20 protein-coding genes and 1 tRNA gene are annotated in these 14,576 nt (G+C 64.4%); 8 read left to right on the plus strand and 13 right to left on the minus strand.

All coding sequences use genetic code 11. The annotated features are described in order from the left end of the window. Positions 1-180: 180 nt before the first annotated feature. Positions 181-264, minus strand: a tRNA-Ser gene (locus AB7C87_RS01000). A gap of 41 nt (positions 265-305) precedes the next feature. Continuing rightward, a complete protein-coding gene (locus tag AB7C87_RS01005) occupies positions 306-1,046 on the minus strand; it encodes a hypothetical protein (protein ID WP_369727539.1) in 741 nt (246 codons plus the stop codon). A gap of 106 nt (positions 1,047-1,152) precedes the next feature. Here AB7C87_RS01005 and AB7C87_RS01010 point away from each other — a divergent pair, with 106 nt between their 5' ends. Then, on the plus strand, positions 1,153-1,398 hold the full coding sequence (locus AB7C87_RS01010) for a hypothetical protein (protein ID WP_369727540.1): 246 nt from the start codon (positions 1,153-1,155) through the stop codon (positions 1,396-1,398). Positions 1,399-1,436: 38 nt separating this feature from the next. Here AB7C87_RS01010 and AB7C87_RS01015 read toward each other — a convergent pair whose 3' ends face one another. The 4 genes from AB7C87_RS01015 to AB7C87_RS01030 form a co-directional block, all read right to left on the minus strand. Continuing rightward, positions 1,437-2,048 (minus strand): uracil-DNA glycosylase, encoded by a 612-nt coding sequence (locus AB7C87_RS01015; protein WP_369728368.1) that lies wholly within the window; start codon positions 2,046-2,048, stop codon positions 1,437-1,439. Positions 2,049-2,157: 109 nt separating this feature from the next. Continuing rightward, complete coding sequence (gene ligA / locus AB7C87_RS01020) at positions 2,158-3,954, minus strand: ATP-dependent DNA ligase LigA (protein WP_369727541.1); 1,797 nt, start codon at positions 3,952-3,954, stop codon at positions 2,158-2,160. Positions 3,955-4,032: 78 nt separating this feature from the next. After that, positions 4,033-4,605 (minus strand): hypothetical protein, encoded by a 573-nt coding sequence (locus AB7C87_RS01025; RefSeq protein ID WP_369727542.1) that lies wholly within the window; start codon positions 4,603-4,605, stop codon positions 4,033-4,035. A gap of 67 nt (positions 4,606-4,672) precedes the next feature. Then, positions 4,673-5,236 carry a hypothetical protein gene (locus AB7C87_RS01030; RefSeq protein WP_369727543.1) on the minus strand — a complete coding sequence of 188 codons (564 nt, stop codon included), beginning with the start codon at positions 5,234-5,236 and terminating at the stop codon, positions 4,673-4,675. 111 nt (positions 5,237-5,347) lie between these two features. Between AB7C87_RS01030 and AB7C87_RS01035 the strand changes: the two genes are divergently transcribed. Beyond that, entirely contained in the window at positions 5,348-6,901 is a 1,554-nt protein-coding gene (locus AB7C87_RS01035; RefSeq protein WP_369727544.1) for a glutamate-cysteine ligase family protein, read from the plus strand. A 12-nt stretch (positions 6,902-6,913) separates the two neighbouring features. On the opposite strand, the gene AB7C87_RS01040 is transcribed toward AB7C87_RS01035, so the two are convergent. Then, positions 6,914-7,318, minus strand: a complete 405-nt coding sequence (locus AB7C87_RS01040; RefSeq protein WP_369727545.1) for a secondary thiamine-phosphate synthase enzyme YjbQ — start codon at positions 7,316-7,318, stop codon at positions 6,914-6,916. 174 nt (positions 7,319-7,492) lie between these two features. Between AB7C87_RS01040 and AB7C87_RS01045 the strand changes: the two genes are divergently transcribed. Both AB7C87_RS01045 and AB7C87_RS01050 read left to right on the plus strand, forming a co-directional pair. Further along, positions 7,493-7,957 (plus strand): universal stress protein, encoded by a 465-nt coding sequence (locus AB7C87_RS01045; protein ID WP_369727546.1) that lies wholly within the window; start codon positions 7,493-7,495, stop codon positions 7,955-7,957. Positions 7,958-8,080: 123 nt separating this feature from the next. After that, entirely contained in the window at positions 8,081-8,518 is a 438-nt protein-coding gene (locus tag AB7C87_RS01050; protein ID WP_369727547.1) for a hypothetical protein, read from the plus strand. Positions 8,519-8,521: 3 nt separating this feature from the next. Here the strand turns inward: AB7C87_RS01050 and AB7C87_RS01055 are convergent, their stop codons facing one another. Then, entirely contained in the window at positions 8,522-8,734 is a 213-nt protein-coding gene (locus AB7C87_RS01055; RefSeq protein ID WP_369727548.1) for a hypothetical protein, read from the minus strand. A gap of 103 nt (positions 8,735-8,837) precedes the next feature. Further along, positions 8,838-9,278, minus strand: a complete 441-nt coding sequence (locus AB7C87_RS01060) for a pyridoxamine 5'-phosphate oxidase family protein (protein ID WP_369727549.1) — start codon at positions 9,276-9,278, stop codon at positions 8,838-8,840. 136 nt (positions 9,279-9,414) lie between these two features. Between AB7C87_RS01060 and AB7C87_RS01065 the strand changes: the two genes are divergently transcribed. Next, positions 9,415-10,176, plus strand: coding sequence for a sugar phosphate isomerase/epimerase family protein (locus AB7C87_RS01065; protein ID WP_369727550.1), 762 nt, complete (start codon positions 9,415-9,417; stop codon positions 10,174-10,176). Between the two features lie 118 nt (positions 10,177-10,294). On the opposite strand, the gene AB7C87_RS01070 is transcribed toward AB7C87_RS01065, so the two are convergent. Continuing rightward, entirely contained in the window at positions 10,295-10,684 is a 390-nt protein-coding gene (locus AB7C87_RS01070; RefSeq protein ID WP_369727551.1) for a DUF2267 domain-containing protein, read from the minus strand. A gap of 290 nt (positions 10,685-10,974) precedes the next feature. Between AB7C87_RS01070 and AB7C87_RS01075 the strand changes: the two genes are divergently transcribed. Continuing rightward, positions 10,975-11,430 carry a universal stress protein gene (locus tag AB7C87_RS01075; RefSeq protein ID WP_369727552.1) on the plus strand — a complete coding sequence of 152 codons (456 nt, stop codon included), beginning with the start codon at positions 10,975-10,977 and terminating at the stop codon, positions 11,428-11,430. Between the two features lie 39 nt (positions 11,431-11,469). On the opposite strand, the gene AB7C87_RS01080 is transcribed toward AB7C87_RS01075, so the two are convergent. The 3 genes from AB7C87_RS01080 to AB7C87_RS01090 form a co-directional block, all read right to left on the minus strand. Further along, the gene (locus tag AB7C87_RS01080) at positions 11,470-11,892 is read right to left on the minus strand and encodes a universal stress protein (protein ID WP_369727553.1); all 423 of its coding nucleotides are present in this window, start codon (positions 11,890-11,892) and stop codon (positions 11,470-11,472) included. Between the two features lie 160 nt (positions 11,893-12,052). Further along, positions 12,053-12,520 carry a universal stress protein gene (locus AB7C87_RS01085; RefSeq protein ID WP_369727554.1) on the minus strand — a complete coding sequence of 156 codons (468 nt, stop codon included), beginning with the start codon at positions 12,518-12,520 and terminating at the stop codon, positions 12,053-12,055. 138 nt (positions 12,521-12,658) lie between these two features. Further along, positions 12,659-13,084 (minus strand): universal stress protein, encoded by a 426-nt coding sequence (locus tag AB7C87_RS01090; RefSeq protein WP_369727555.1) that lies wholly within the window; start codon positions 13,082-13,084, stop codon positions 12,659-12,661. 167 nt (positions 13,085-13,251) lie between these two features. Here AB7C87_RS01090 and AB7C87_RS01095 point away from each other — a divergent pair, with 167 nt between their 5' ends. Then, positions 13,252-13,503 (plus strand): DUF8015 family protein, encoded by a 252-nt coding sequence (locus AB7C87_RS01095; RefSeq protein WP_369727556.1) that lies wholly within the window; start codon positions 13,252-13,254, stop codon positions 13,501-13,503. Between the two features lie 271 nt (positions 13,504-13,774). After that, positions 13,775-14,266 carry a universal stress protein gene (locus tag AB7C87_RS01100; protein WP_369727557.1) on the plus strand — a complete coding sequence of 164 codons (492 nt, stop codon included), beginning with the start codon at positions 13,775-13,777 and terminating at the stop codon, positions 14,264-14,266. Positions 14,267-14,576: the final 310 nt, after the last annotated feature.

The raw sequence follows: 14,576 nt of genomic DNA on the forward strand, positions 1-14,576 counted from the left end.
GAACGTCCCGCTCGTCCATGACCACAGACACCCCGCTTCGCTCCTCACGCCCGTTTGTCCTAAAAGCGGTGGGGATGGGATTTGAACGACGCCCAGACGTGCTCGCTTCGCTGTGCGCGATTGGTCTAGTTCAAATCCCATCGGCCTCGCTGTCGCTCACGTGATTGTTCGCGACAGCAACGGTGGGGATGGGATTTGAACCCATGAGGCTTGACAGCCACCTGCTCTCAAGGCAGGCGCGTTAGGCCGCTCTGCCACCCCACCACACCCCTACCTTCCCCACGCGTTCAAAAATGGTTATCGGTCTACTCGCGCTCGAGTCGACCATCTTCTCCTACCGCGAATTCGATCTCCGCTAGCGCCGCCGCCGTTGCTTCCCCGCCGGGGCGGTCGGCAACCTCACGCGCCTCGAGCGTCGCGAGAGTCGCACACAGTCCTGATTCCGTCGCTACGGAGGGGATCACGGGCGCGAATCCGAGATTCAACCCAGCCGCTTCGGTCCGGCTGGCGAGCGTCGAAAGCGCCGGCGTCGCGTACGCGTCGGCGAAGTCGACAGTGTCGGTAAGGCCCACAAAGGAGACGCGTCCGCCCGAGGACGGTCCGAGGACGACGTCGTAGCGCCGAAGCGCCATCGCCGCGCTGTCGACGTCCGACCGACCCACGAGCGGTACCGTCGGCTCGAGTACGCCGACCGTTCCGACCTCCTCGCGCTCGAGCAGGTGGGTGACGGTGTTGCCGATTCGAGCCGAGTGAGTCGAGCCGACCTGCCGTTCGAATCGGACGTCATCGAGCGACTCGAGGGCGTCTTCGGCGAGGTCGCGAACCGCATTTTCGGGGTCTCCGTCCGTGACGCCGTCGGGAAGCGTCCCCTTCCCACGGTAGTTGACGAGAAGCTCACCACCGCTCGCGTCGGCGGCCCGCAGGACGTCCGCGGTTGCGGCCCGATACAGCAGGGACGCCTCGGATTCGGTCACTGGGGTCGTCTCGACGAGCGACGGGAGGATGAGTCCCTCCCACGGGGGGTCGACGGGAACGACGACGATCATGCTCGACACTCCGGCGGCGCGACCCTTGAACGCGACGTTTGTCGCGCCGTCACGAGCGATGCCTCGCGTTTCGAACGTCGCGAGGCGATCGGATGGGACAATCGATATGCCGAACGAGGCCCTCACCGATAGTGTGAACAACCGAACGCTCGCGGCCGTAATCGGCACCGCCGTCGTCGTCGGTGCGGTCGCCGTCGGCGTCTACGGCTTCGTCACGAGCTACGTCCTCGAGTCTGCGGGCGCGTTACTCGTGCCGACGCTCGCGGCGCTTGCGCTCGTAATCCTCGTCGTCGCCGGGCTGATCGCCCTCGGCGTCGGCGCTTCACTCCGGCTAGAGACGCCGTACTGGTAGCGGTCGCCGAGCGCGACACGTCGGACTGAACTCCAGCGCTATCGCTCTTGGCGGCCCTTCGTCTGGCGGTAGTCCGAGGCCATCAGTCCCGCGAAGTGCTCGACCCACGCCTGGGTCTGTTCGTCAGTCTGCGCTCGCGCCTCGAGCATCGGAACGAGTGCGAAGCCGCGGCCGCGGATCGTCGTCGCGTGGACGTCCGGAAACGCGAGTTCCGAGGCCGGCGTCGTCGTGTACTCCGTCGCGATTTCGGTGAGCGCGCGCTCGCCAACGGGGATCAGGACTTCGGGGTTGATCATCCTGATCTCGGCGTTGAGGTACGGCTCGCAGTTGTCGATTTCCTCGTCGGTCGGCGGCCGTTCGGGGTCGCGACAGCGCGTGAGGTTCGTCAGGTAGACGTTCTCGAGTTTCGGCCGATCCGCCGGCGACGTGGCGTCACACAGCGCCAGGCGCTCGAGAATTCGCCGGAGGCCGCCCGCCTCGCTGTCGCCGTTCGCGGGGTCGCTCGCGACGAACGGAACGCCGACGTCGTCCGCCGCCGCGGACGGCCGTTCGCCGACGAACAGAAAGTCCGCGCCGACGTCCCCGTAGCCGTGGACGACCTGCGTGCGCGTCTCACAGAGTGCGGGGCAGTTCCGACACTCCTCGTCCATGTTGAACGGGTTCGCTCGAGTTCGCTGATTCGCGTCCACACTCGAATCTCGGGGGCAGATACCAAAAGGGACGCGACTGCGAACGGACGGGGCTCGGCGTGATCGGGAACTACGACGACCGCAGGGACTCGACGCGCTCGAGTGTCTCCGCGTCGCTGGGATCTTTGTCGTGGCGGACACCCACGAACCGGGGAAACCGGAGCGCGTAGCCCGAGGAGTACGTCGGGGAGGTCTGGATCTCCTCGTAGCCGACCTCGAAGACGACCGCGGGTTCGAGGGTTACCTCCTGGCCGTTCTCCGCGGCGACGTGTGGCTCGAGCAACTCCGTGAGTTCGGCGAGTTTCTCGTCGGTGATGCCGGTCGCGACCTTCCCCACGGTCGCGAGGTTCTGCGCTGAAACCACGGAGCCGGAAGAACGTCGTTTCTCGCTGTCGCCGTCGCGAACCGAGAGTTCGAACGTTCCGAGAAACGTCGCGCGCCGCCCCTCGCCCCACTCGGCGCCGGTGACGACGCAGTCGAGCGTCTCGACGTCCGGCTTTCGCTTTCGCCAGTTCTTCCCCCGACGGCCGGGCGAGTACGTCGATTCGGGATCTTTGAGCATGATCCCCTCGTGGCCGGCCGCCAGCGCGTCGGCGTCGATCGATTCGATCTCGTCGGCATCGTCCGTGATCCAGAGCAGGGAGAGGCCGTCGACGTCTTCGGGTTCGACCGCGGCGTTAGTACTCGCCGTGAGAACGTCCCCGAGTCTGTCGTGGCGATCGACTAACGGTTCCTCGAGGAGATCCTCGCCGTCGGCGTGGAGGCAGTCGAAGAAGACTGGGCGGACCGTGACGTCCTCGCGGGCCTTCTCGACGTCGTGTTTTCGACGAAAGCGCTTGAGCACCTCCTGGAACGGCAACGGCTCGCCGTCGTCGTCGACGGCGACGACCTCGCCGTCGAGGATAACGGGTTCCTCGAGGGTCCCCTCGGCGAACTCGACGACCTCCGGCAACGCGTCGGTGACGTCCTCCATGTTTCTCGAGAAGACGCGGGTGTGATCTCTCGAGTTGCCGGGGGGAGTGTCGCTCGACGCGCCCAGGGCGCCGAGGTCGTGCTCGAGGCCGTCCGGATCGTGGTGCAGTTGGATTCTCGCACCGTCGTACTTCCACTCGACGGCGGCGTCTTCCCACTCCTCGAGTGCTTCGGTTACGGTCCCCGCTTGGGCGAGCATCGCCTGGACGGGGCGGCCGACGGCGAGGTCGACGGCGTCGAGTCCCGCCAGGCCGTCCTCGCGGGCGACGCGAGCGATCCTGCCGTAGTCGTTCGAGACCTGCAAGGCGCGTTCGACCCGCTCGCCGGGGACGTCGAACGCGTCGGCGATCGCATCCCTGACGGCCCCCTCGCCGACGCCGATACGCATCTCCGAGAGAACGAGCCGCGCGAGGTATCGGCCTTCGTCGCCCGAGCATCGGTTGAACAGGCCGAACAGGAGGTCGACCTTGCGATCCTGACTGCCCGACCCCTCGGCCGCGGCCAGGTTCTCGAGCGTCTCGTAGACTTCGCGGACGGTCAGGTCATCTCCGCCGCTTCCACCACTGGTGAATGCCCCGAGTCCCTGCTGGCCGCCGAACTCGTAGCTGGCGGCCACTTCGCCGATCTCGCCGATCTCCGCGAGCCGATCCTCGACGTCGTCCGTGTCGACGTTCGTCCCTGCCGCGCGGGCGATCGCCTCGTAGCACGCCGACGGACCGACGTCGAGCGTCGTCGAGTCCCAGGCTGGAAACACCCGCCCCTGGACGAAGCGGGCAACCACTTCGATCTCCTCACCGGCGTCGACGAGCAGGTCCCTGACGTGGTCGACGATCTCGAGGTCGGCGGATTCGGCGTCGATCTCCGCGGCTCGATCGGCGAACGTCGCGAACTTCATCGGGCGTTGCTATCCTCGGCGAGGGTAAAACGGTTCTGAGAATCGCCTGTGACGGCGGAAAACTGCTCGCCGACGGGTCTATCGAGCGCTATCGGCGCGGACAGTGCGGGCGCGTTCGTAGATAGCGCCGTTGACACAGCCAACGGGGATTGTCAGCCAGGCCGACAGCAGGGCCGCAAAAAATCCAATGATAGCCGTCAGCGCGGCGGTGCCGTAAAGAAGCTCCTCGACCGTTCCGGTTCCCGGTCCGGTCCCGGAAACCACCGAGACGGCGAGCAAGACGAGGAAGACGAACGCGAGCGAGACGACGTACGTCAGCGCGGCCGTGATCGATCCCGCGACGGCGCCGAAAAACGGCACCCGATCCGGGAGGAGCCGCCAAATACCCGTTCCGACGAGGAAGGCCGCCGGTACGACGAACGGAAGGGCGACGAGCGCGCTCCAGCCCCACAGTGGATGGATGATGTCAGTCCAGACGCCGAGACGGAACAGTCCGAACGTACCGAGGGCGAACGTGACGGTAATCCCGAGCGCCGCCGATGCGCTCGCGTACCCGGCGCCGACGTCACGGCGGTCGGCTCTCGGAAGCCGACCGGGACCGTATCGCTTGCACGCGCTTGCGAAGGTTTGGAGGATCGGTGTGAGGCCCATAGGACGACAGTATGTTACTAGATTAAAATAATCCTGGGGAACGAAACGTCCGCGACTCGAGGCGCGATTATCGGACCGAGACGGTTCTGGCGCGTTCGTAGATCACGCCGCTGAGGCAGCCGATCGGGATCGTCACCCAGGCGGTCAAGATGAGCGCGAAGATTCCGATAACCGCGGTCACTCCCGCGGTGGCGTGGAGTAGTTCGGCTGTCGTCCCGATCGCCGTGCCGGTTCCCATGTAGGCCGTCAGAACGAGCAAGGCGACGAAGACGAGCACGAGCGCAACTGCGTAGGTCAGCGCGGTCGCGACCAACCCCGCGACGGCACCGAAGTACGGGATGCGTTCCGGAAGGTATCGCCAGACAGCGGCTCCGACGAGGAAAGCGGCTGGAACGACGAACGGGAGGGCGACGAGCGCGCTCGCGCTCCAGAACGGGTGGACGAAGTCGTGCGTGAACCCGAGTTGGTACACTGCGGTCGTCGCAAGCGCGTAAGTGACGGCGATGACGAAGGCGGCGGTCGCTCCCGCGTAGCCGGCGCCGAAGTCCCGCCGGTCGGCTCTCGGGAGCCGCCCTGGGCCGTATCGCTTGCACGCGGTTACGAGTGCCTGGAGGTTCGGTGTGGGACCCATATCTGGACGTTGTGTCAGCAGGGCCAAATCTCTTTGGGAGGAATCGGACTCACTCGCCCCGTCTCGACCGAGAGAGCCGCTTTTAAAAGGATCGGGCGCGCACTCGGAGGTATGCCAGAGGAGGAACTCGCCGCGCGAGTCGCCGACGTGTTATCGGTCGACGCCGAGGACTTCCGGGGACGGGCCGAGGAGGACGCCGCCGTCATCAAAGACGCCCTCGAGGACGGCGTCTTCGACAACCCGCAAGCGATCGTCGGCCTCGAGTACGAGTTCTACGCGGTCAAAGACGACGGCTGTGAGCTCCGTCGAGTGCCGCGTCGGCTCCTCGAGTTGATCGGGTTCGAGAAGGAACTCGGCTTACACAACGCGGAGATGACGACCAGTCCGCAGCCGCTCAACGCCCACGGGCTGGCGGCCCAGGAGTCGGAGGTGAAAGCCAGACTGCAGACCGCACTCGACGTAACCAGCTCCGAGCGCATGCGGCTGGTCAGCGACGGACTGTGGACGATCCCACCCCAGGGGGAGGACGCGTCGACCTACCTCACCGACAGCGTCGAGCGAACCGCACCCGCAGGTGACGGACGCGAACGGTCGTTTCGAATCGCCACCAACATGAGCGATTCCGCCCGCTATCACGCGATGGCAAATACGGATCGAGCGAGTGCCGCGGGGATGCGCATCGACGCACCCCACGTCTCCCTCGAGGCAGACACCGTGATGCCTGAGAGCCTCATTACGTCGATCCAGCCCCACTACCAGGTTCCACACGCGATCGACCTTCCGCTGTACTTTAATTACGCGCTTCGCGTCGCCGGGCCGCTCCTCGCACTCGGCGTCAACTCGCCGTTTTTCCCGGCGGATCTCTACGACGAGGACACAACCGCGGAGACGGTTCTCGAGGATTCCTGGATGGAACACCGGATCAGCGTCTTCGAGACCGTCCTGAACGACCCCTCGACCGGCGAGGGGAAGGTCCGGTTCCCCAGGGATCTCTCGACGGTCGAGGAGGCCGTCGACCGGATCGCGGCCGACGACACTATCGTCCCGATGCCGGTGGAGGCGGGCGAACGGTTCGACGATCGGTTTCCCCGCTTCCGGCGCAAACACGGCACCTACTGGCGGTGGGTTCGTCCGGTCTTCGGCGGACCGACCCGTTCAGCGGCCAACGCCCGCATCGAGTTCCGCCCGATTCCTGCCCAGCCGACGGTCCGGGACTCCGTCTCGTTTCTCGCGGCCTTCGCCGGCCTGATGGAGAGTCTGACCAGACTCGAGCACCCGGTCAACGAACTCGACTGGGAGATCGCTCGAGAGAACTTCTACGGGGCGATGCGTGACGGTCTCGAGGCCGACCTGACCTGGATCACGAACGACGGCAAGGAGACGACGGACTCGCTCGCGCTGTACGAAGACCTCCTCGCTCACGCCGAAGACGGGCTGACGAACCGTGGACTGACCGACGAACAGGCCGCGAAGTACCTCTATCCGCTCCGTCGACGCGTTCGACAGAACGCGACGCCCGGTCGCTGGAAACACGAACGGGTTCGGGCCGCAGTCGACGACGGTGACACACTCGAGGACGCGATCGAATCGATGCAGCGCCGATACGTCGAGCGCCAGTCCGAGACGCTACTCGAGGGGAGTTTTGCGGACTGGATCGTCGAGTAACGGTTCAGCGTCTCACCAGTGGACCAGCACCGTTCTGGTTCGAGGACCGTCACACTCGACGAACAACACTGACTGCCAGGTGCCGAGCGCGAGCGTCCCGTCGCTGACTGGCACGGTCGCACTCGGACCGACGAGCATCGACCGGACGTGAGAGTCGGCGTTTCCGTCGAGTTCATCGTGTTTCCATCCGGTGTTCGGGACGAGGTCCTCGAGGGCGTCCTCGAAATCCGAGAGCAGACGCGGTTCAGCTTCGTTGACCGTGACGCCGGCGGTCGTGTGCTGGACGAAGACGGTTGCAGTTCCCGAAACGTCGTCGGGAATCACCCGTTCGACCTCGTCGGTGATCTCGAGTACCGAGAGTCGGTCTTCGGTCGCGACCGAAAACTGTGCGTGGCGATCGTCGCCTGGTTCGCTCATACGCGTTCGAACGCGTTCCAGGGACACGATCGTTACGTCTCGGTTGGTGAGGTCACCGTTCGGTAACCGGCTGAGTTCACCTGGTGTGGAGGGACCGTTACGTTGCACGTTCGTTCCGAGTCCGCTGGAGACCTCCCCAGAACTATCGTACAGAAACGCGTACCCTCGAGTGGAATGTACGAGACGATCCTCCTGCCGACGGACATGAGCGTCGGCATCGACGACGCCACCGAACACGCGATCGATGCGGCACAGCGCTACGAGGCTGAACTGCACGTGCTGTACGTCGTCGACGCGGAGGCGTACAGTTCCTATCCCGGCGACGAGTACGTCCACGAGTTCGAAGGTCTCGAGAGCGCACTCGAGAACGCGGGGCGCGACGCCGTCGATTCGATCGCGAAGCGAGCGAGCGACGCCGGCGTCGAGACCCAGACCGTCCTCCGCCACGGCGTTCCCCACGAGGAGATCCTCGAGTATGGAGACGATACCGACGTCGGACTGACGGTCCTCGGGTCGAAGAATCGCTCCGGCGAGTATCGACGACTGCTCGGCAGCGTCGCCGAACGAGTCGCCCACATGTCGACCCGGCCGGTAACGATCGTGAAAACGCCGGTAGAGCCGGACGACGGGAGCCACTGACGAGGTTCCGTCACCGGTTGCCGGGTCTGACCGCCTGTAGAGGCCGGATATGGCCGACGGCAATCTGGACGGAATCGCAGTTGCGTCGGTACGATTATTATCCGTTCGGACGAATGTTTAGCTATGTCACGAATCGTGTTCGGCCTGGTCGGTGCCGTCGTCGCACTATTTCCGGAGGGAGTCCTCGAGGCCTACGAGACGGTCGCACTCGAGAATCCAGACGAGTGCTCGGCGAAACCGTGGCTCGTGTCGGCGATTCGGGCAGAGGGCGTACTCTACGTACTCGCGACCCTCGCTGGCGGTCGAGCGTACGGCTGGCTGACCAACGTCGCCGGCATCGCTGGGCTGGCGGCGGCGGTCACGCCGAGACAATATCTCGACGCCGGCGCGTCCTTCGCGTACGAACGCCCCGAGGACGTCGACTGGAACGAGGAGTTCGTCACCGGCGTCCGAGTAATCGGCGTTATGCTGGTCGTACTCGCACTCTCCGCGTTCCGAAAGCGCCGGCGAACCAAGTCGATCTCGCCCGAGGAAACTGACTCGAATACGGAACTCGAGTAGACGCTACCCGAGTAGGTACCGGAGCCACGGATTCGATCGGACGAACCGCGTCTCCTCGAGTACGCCGTCGACGCCGACCAGCCTGCCGGCACCCCAGGCGGCGAGACCGAACAGCAACAGCATGTTCAGAAAGCCGGCCAACGACCACGCGATCGGATCACCCCACCCGCCTTCGGCCCACTTCTCGAGGCCGGCCTGGAGGAACACCCAGGCCATCACGAGTCGTAATCCGAAGATCGAGTAGGCGACCCACGTTTCGGAGTAGTAAGGCCTACCGTGTCAGGATCCAGAACGGTCCGAACAGTAGTTCGTGGCCGTATCACTCGTCGACGCTCTTTCGACCCGAGACGGACTCCGGTTCGAGACAAAAATCGTAGAAATCGATCTCCGCTCGCGGACGGTCGAAGACGTCAACCGTCGGAATCTGTACCGCCCACATCCGTTGGACAGTCGCCGACTCGGGATCGAAATCGGCCAGTTCCTCGAGGCGCCCGGTGACGACGACGCTTCGCCACCCGTCGTCCGTTTCGTCGTACACCACCACCGAAACGGGGTTGTCGATTACGTCCGATTTGTTGCTCCCCGGTGGAAACGAGAGTCGAAAGTAGAAGGTCCCATCGCCACGGGAGTAGCCGTACGACACCGGAAGCGATGCCGGCGGTCCGTCGTCGGTTGCAAACGAGAGCACGCACGTCCCCCCGGGTGCCAGGAACTCGTCGCGTTCGTCGTCGGTCAGGGTTACCCAGCGGAGTCCCGTCATCTCGAGTTCGTACCACGCCGAGGCTAAAAAATTCGGTACCCCACGTCGGTCCTGACCGCTGGCTCGACGGGGTCGGGCGGGGACGGTGGCGAATGCGATCCCCGAACTCAAGAGGAGTGATCACCACTCGAACAGTATGGACGTTGGCCTCACCGTCGGCGACTCGCTCGAGCGCCTCGAGCGAACGATCGACGGCTACGACTTTGCCGAGCTATCCATCGGCGAAGGAACCGACCCGGCGGAAGTCGATACCGATCGACTCGAGTCGATCCTCGCCGAGGCGGACGCCGAGTTGTGCGTTCACCTCCCGTTCGAGCAGGACGTCGTGACGCCCGTTTCCGAAATCAACGACGCGATCCGCGACTACCAGGCTCGATTGCTCGAGTGGGCGGGTTCCGTCGGCGCCCGAAAGGCCGTACTCCACGGGACGGCTCGAAACCCACACGATACGGATCTCCGACCGATGTTCGCGGAGCAACTGGCCGCTATCGACGACGCCGCGGCGGACGCCGGCGTCGAACTCGTCGTCGAGAACGTCGGCCACCAGGCACGCGGTCTCCAGCTTACGGTTCTCGGAGATCTGGCTCGCGAAACCGGGACTGCGGTCTGTTTCGACGTCGGCCACGCCTACATGGAAGACGGCGACGACGGCGTCGACCGGTTCTGTTCGCGGTACGGCGACCTCATCTCGCACCTGCACGTCCACGACGCTCGCAGTCGCGGTGACACCCACATCCCGATCGGGGCCGGTGAGATCGACTACGGCGTCGTCACGGATCACCTCGGTGGATTCGACGGCACCGTCGCTCTCGAGGTGTTCACGGACGATATCGACCTGCTCGAGGACACGGCTCGGCGGGCGACGGCGGCCCTGGAGGCGTCCCCGGAGGACTGCTGAGACGACTTGCTGTAACTCGGTTCCGGCGAACGGTTACTCTCGTCCGTGATGCGCCCGCGGCCGGATGATAACGGACCGCTGTGGGTCGGTACCGTCGCGACCGACGGGCGGATTGCGGTCACTCCTCCGGCGTTTCGATCAGTTCGAAGAGTCCGTCGAAATCCTCGGGCAACTGGTTGTGTGCTTTCTCGATGTTTCCGGGCGGAACGACGTCCGCGACGACGGCGAGTAACTGCTGTGCGTGGTAGTTCGCGTCCGCGCGATCGACTCCCTCGCGTTCGGCCACGCGGTCGAGGAACTCCTGGTAGTCGAACCGCTGGCCGTGGTCGGCTTCCGTCAGGTAGCGGTCGATCTCCATCGGGAGCGGACTGGCGAGGTCCGTCGCCTCTCCCTCCTGTAGCCGTTCACCGAGCGTCGTCAGCACGGCCCGGGTGGCCCGGACTGCCTGCCCGAACTGTGCGTACTCGAGTCTGTGCTGAACCTGACCGACGAATTCCTTGTAGTTCATATCGATCGTGTACCGTGTCAGTATTCGGCTGGATCAGTTCCCACACAACACCTGTGTCACACCAACCGATCGCGGTGGGGCTACGCCCCGGGTGGTTCCGATACAGGAGCGCTACCTCGAAGAACGATATAAATCTCGGGGTGGGGGTCGCCGGACTCGCTCGATCGCTTCGTTCCGGAGCTGAGGGTCGAACTGAGCGGAAGACCAAAGCTGGAGACGTTTTCCTGGTCGCTGTTTCGCCAGACAGATGACGGATACTATTTTGGTCCGGTGGGAGGTAGAGCCCCCCGATGTCCAGAACGCTACTGGTCCCAATCGACGATTCGCCGATGTCCTGGCGCGCCCTCGAACACGCCTTCGAGACCGACGATGCCCGCGTCGTCGCGCTCCACGTCGTCGATCCGTGGGACCCGGGATACAGCGTGGCGACCGACGTCGACGTGCGAACGGAGCCACCACACGGCTCCGACGCGTGGTACGAGCGTGCGGACGCAGAGGAAAATCGGGTCTTCGAGCGGGCCCGCGAGATCGCGGACGGCTACGACGCCGAACTCGAGACCGACCACAGGTCCGGCGATCCCGCACGCGAGATCGTCGACTACGTCGAGGAGAACGACGTCGACCACGTCGTTATGGGGAGTCACGGACGGACGGGACCGACCCGACTGCTCCTCGGAAGCGTCGCGGAACTGGTCGTTCGTCGCGCCCCAGTTCCGGTCACTGTGGTCCGGGATACCGGCGGGTGACGGCGCCGTTTCGACGCGGTCTTCGTCGTCCCGAAACTGCTATCGGACGACCGTGACCGGGACGTCCGCGCGCCTGACGACGAGTTCCGCCGTACTCCCCATCCGCGCCTTGGCGACGTTTCCGCGGCCGCGAGTACCGACGACTATCTGATCGGCGTCGACGTCATCGACGGCCGCGACGATCGTCTGGCCCGGGGATCCGACCGCAGTTTCCGTTTCGACCGTTGTGTCTCCCACCTCGAGGTCGGCGAGCGCCTCGTCGAACAACTCCGCTGTGTCTTCCCGTCGATCGTCGAGCCACTGCTCGGTCAACGGCGAGAACTCGGTTTCGTCAGCCACGTCGAACGGATCGATCGCGTGAAACAGGACGATCCTGGCCCGTGGGAAGGTCTCCAGTGCGTACTCGAGGGCGCCCTGGGCGTGTGACGAGCCGTCGTGTGGGACGAGAATCGTGGGTGACATCTCGTCGTATCGGTCGGCGACGAACGGAATAAAACCATCCCAGAATCGCCGTTCGTGGGAACGATCGAGCGGCGGCTTCAATTCGGACTCAATCGTGAGCCGTACACTACTCCCAGCTCGACCGCGAGTGTCGACGGGTACAGCGGTGTAGCCGTCCGTATCAGTCGGCCGTCTCGTCAGTTTCCGGGTCGGGGACAACGATGACCGGAACCGACGCGGTTCGGACGACGCGGTCCGCCGTGCTCCCGAGCAACGCCGCCGCGGTCCTCGACTCCCCGGTTCGACCGACGACGATCAGATCCGCGTCGATCTCCGACGCGTAGTCGACGATCGTCGAAGCGGGACGCCCGCGGCGAACGGCACCGGAGACCTCCACCTGCCTCCCGTCGACTGCCTCGAGGACGTCTTCGACGAGTTCGTTCTTCGCGTCTTCTATGTCGGCGACGAGACCGGAGTCGAATCGCAAGGGATCGGTCGTCGTGTCGACGACTGCGAGGACGTGAACAGTCCCATCCACGTCGGCCGCAAGCGCCACCGCCCGATCGAGGGCGGCGTTGGCGACGTCGCTTCCGTCTGTCGGAACGAGGATCGAACGCACGGGTTCGCTCGCATGCTCGGTCGGAACCATGTAATACTCCTACGCCAACGTAGGAACGAGCGGCGGTTAACAGTTCGGCCATCGGGAACGAGCGGCGGTTAACAGTTCGGCCATCGGTGGGCGTCGATCGGTCAGAACGCTCGAGTCGACGCCGTCGATTCCGACCGATCACCGGACGACGAGGACCGGGACCGCGGATCGACGGAGGACCTTCTCCGCGACGCTTCCCAGGAGGACCCGTGAGACGCCGTCTCGGCCGTGACTGCCGATGACGATCGTGTCGAAATCCTCCGTTTCGGCGATTCGTGCGATCTCGCGGTCCGGGCTCCCCGTGGTGAGTTCCGTCGCTATCTCGTGGTCGTGTTCGGCCGCGAGTGCCGCCGCATCGTCGAGGACACTCCGTCCTCGATCCTTCGCCTTCTCGCCGCCCGGAACTCGATCGTCAGTCGATTCGAACACCGCCCAGTAGCCTTCGGGTGCAGGGACGACGTACTGGACGGTCACTGCGGGATCGGGAAACGTCTCGAGTGCGTACTCGAGGGCCTGTTTCGACGGCTCCGAACCGTCGTAGGGAACGAGGATTCGCTCGCTCATAGCCGACTGTACGTCGACAAGTGGCATAATAGTACCACCGTTGCCACGATAGAGACTGTCAGATTTGGACGAACGTCGTCGCCACTCGTTCCAGAACTTCCTGGGCGACGGGAACTTCCGAAAGCGTTCTGGTGATCGGGAACCTACCGTTCAGTAGGGTGAGCCGTATGCTCAGCTACTATGACAAGATCCTCGTCGGAATCGGGGTGAGCCTCGTCGGCGGGTTACTCATCAGTGTGTTTACCGTGGTGACGCTTAACACGGGAGTTCTGCTCGGAGCGCTCGCCGCGAGCGGCTTCGTCTATCACGCGATGTTCGAAAACCCGCCGCTTCCGACCTCGGACCCGAGGGTCGCGGCGACGGCGATCGTCTGGCATGCCGTGTTGTTCGTCCTCGTGCTCTCCGTGTTTCTCGAGTAGCGCGGCTGAAGTTACAACTGCCATCGTGAGGCCAGATTCGTGAGCACGATCGTCCGGAAGGGTACTGCACGACTCATACCACATGTTGTACCGGTGTGTTGGCGAGACCACAGGATGGGGCACGAGCACACCGGAACCGATGGATAGCGAGCCGTCTCACCGGTCCAGGCCGCTGTCGTCCAAATCGAGTGTCTGCGCCGGGAGTGACGTTCTCGGCCGTTCGAACTGGTCTCCCCTCGACGTTATTGATCGGCGGGTGGAAAGGATGTGTATGACGTTCGTCGTTCCGTTCGACGGTTCGGAACTCGCCGAAGCGGCCCTCGTGAGGGCTGTCGAGTTCGCCACCGCGCTCGAGGAAGAGGTGACGGCTGTCACGGTCGTCCCCGAGCGAAACCGCTACGCGCGTGAGAAGGGGTGGATCGAGGAAGGAGAATCGTACGACATCGACGAGGTGATCGAAACGCTTCGTACCCAGGTGAACGACCTCGCACCGGAGGCCACGTTCGACGTCGAGCGAATCCGAGAGTTTCCGCCGGAAGCCCAGATCGCCGAACGAATCGAGAGGCTGGTACGAGAACACGATCCGAGCCTCGTCTTCCTCGGGAGCGAGAACGTGGGTCGCGTCGTAACGCCGCTGACGAGCGTCGGCGTCCACGTCGCCGGCGATAGATCGTACGACGTTTACGTCGTCCGTCAGCCCCATCCGCTCGCGGTCGACGCGATCGAGTCACACGCCGACTTCTATCCGGAGGATGCCCCGTAGTCCTCTCGAACGACGATCGGCCGTCGACTCGCCGAAGCCGACGCGAACGGATCTTCCGACAGTTGTCGGAAAATTCGTGTACGGTCGTCGCCGCTCTCCGAAGACGCTACCCGGGAGTTCGTCTCGTACGGATCGCTGTCCGCCAGCACCACACGACCGTATGACGGATCGCTGTCCGCCAGCACCACACGACCGTATGACGGATCGCTGTCCGCCAGAAGATGGGATAGCGACTCGTCTCGTAGGGACCGTTGTAACTCATTGTCGGTGTAACCGCGATCCGTCTACGGTCCCGGTAAACCGCTCCAAC

The organism is Natrarchaeobius versutus (genome assembly GCF_041205745.1).
GTDB classification, from domain to species: domain Archaea; phylum Halobacteriota; class Halobacteria; order Halobacteriales; family Natrialbaceae; genus Natrarchaeobius; species Natrarchaeobius versutus.

Coding starts and splice junctions, on each gene's coding strand:
- AB7C87_RS01005 (WP_369727539.1), bottom strand. CDS start 1,046: ATGATCGTCGTCGTTCCCGTCGACCCCCCGTGGGAGGGACTCATCCTC.
- AB7C87_RS01010 (WP_369727540.1), top strand. CDS start 1,153: ATGCCGAACGAGGCCCTCACCGATAGTGTGAACAACCGAACGCTCGCG.
- AB7C87_RS01015 (WP_369728368.1), bottom strand. CDS start 2,048: ATGGACGAGGAGTGTCGGAACTGCCCCGCACTCTGTGAGACGCGCACG.
- ligA (WP_369727541.1), bottom strand. CDS start 3,954: ATGAAGTTCGCGACGTTCGCCGATCGAGCCGCGGAGATCGACGCCGAA.
- AB7C87_RS01025 (WP_369727542.1), bottom strand. CDS start 4,605: ATGGGCCTCACACCGATCCTCCAAACCTTCGCAAGCGCGTGCAAGCGA.
- AB7C87_RS01030 (WP_369727543.1), bottom strand. CDS start 5,236: ATGGGTCCCACACCGAACCTCCAGGCACTCGTAACCGCGTGCAAGCGA.
- AB7C87_RS01035 (WP_369727544.1), top strand. CDS start 5,348: ATGCCAGAGGAGGAACTCGCCGCGCGAGTCGCCGACGTGTTATCGGTC.
- AB7C87_RS01040 (WP_369727545.1), bottom strand. CDS start 7,318: ATGAGCGAACCAGGCGACGATCGCCACGCACAGTTTTCGGTCGCGACC.
- AB7C87_RS01045 (WP_369727546.1), top strand. CDS start 7,493: ATGTACGAGACGATCCTCCTGCCGACGGACATGAGCGTCGGCATCGAC.
- AB7C87_RS01050 (WP_369727547.1), top strand. CDS start 8,081: ATGTCACGAATCGTGTTCGGCCTGGTCGGTGCCGTCGTCGCACTATTT.
- AB7C87_RS01055 (WP_369727548.1), bottom strand. CDS start 8,734: ATGGCCTGGGTGTTCCTCCAGGCCGGCCTCGAGAAGTGGGCCGAAGGC.
- AB7C87_RS01060 (WP_369727549.1), bottom strand. CDS start 9,278: ATGACGGGACTCCGCTGGGTAACCCTGACCGACGACGAACGCGACGAG.
- AB7C87_RS01065 (WP_369727550.1), top strand. CDS start 9,415: ATGGACGTTGGCCTCACCGTCGGCGACTCGCTCGAGCGCCTCGAGCGA.
- AB7C87_RS01070 (WP_369727551.1), bottom strand. CDS start 10,684: ATGAACTACAAGGAATTCGTCGGTCAGGTTCAGCACAGACTCGAGTAC.
- AB7C87_RS01075 (WP_369727552.1), top strand. CDS start 10,975: ATGTCCAGAACGCTACTGGTCCCAATCGACGATTCGCCGATGTCCTGG.
- AB7C87_RS01080 (WP_369727553.1), bottom strand. CDS start 11,892: ATGTCACCCACGATTCTCGTCCCACACGACGGCTCGTCACACGCCCAG.
- AB7C87_RS01085 (WP_369727554.1), bottom strand. CDS start 12,520: ATGGTTCCGACCGAGCATGCGAGCGAACCCGTGCGTTCGATCCTCGTT.
- AB7C87_RS01090 (WP_369727555.1), bottom strand. CDS start 13,084: ATGAGCGAGCGAATCCTCGTTCCCTACGACGGTTCGGAGCCGTCGAAA.
- AB7C87_RS01095 (WP_369727556.1), top strand. CDS start 13,252: ATGCTCAGCTACTATGACAAGATCCTCGTCGGAATCGGGGTGAGCCTC.
- AB7C87_RS01100 (WP_369727557.1), top strand. CDS start 13,775: ATGACGTTCGTCGTTCCGTTCGACGGTTCGGAACTCGCCGAAGCGGCC.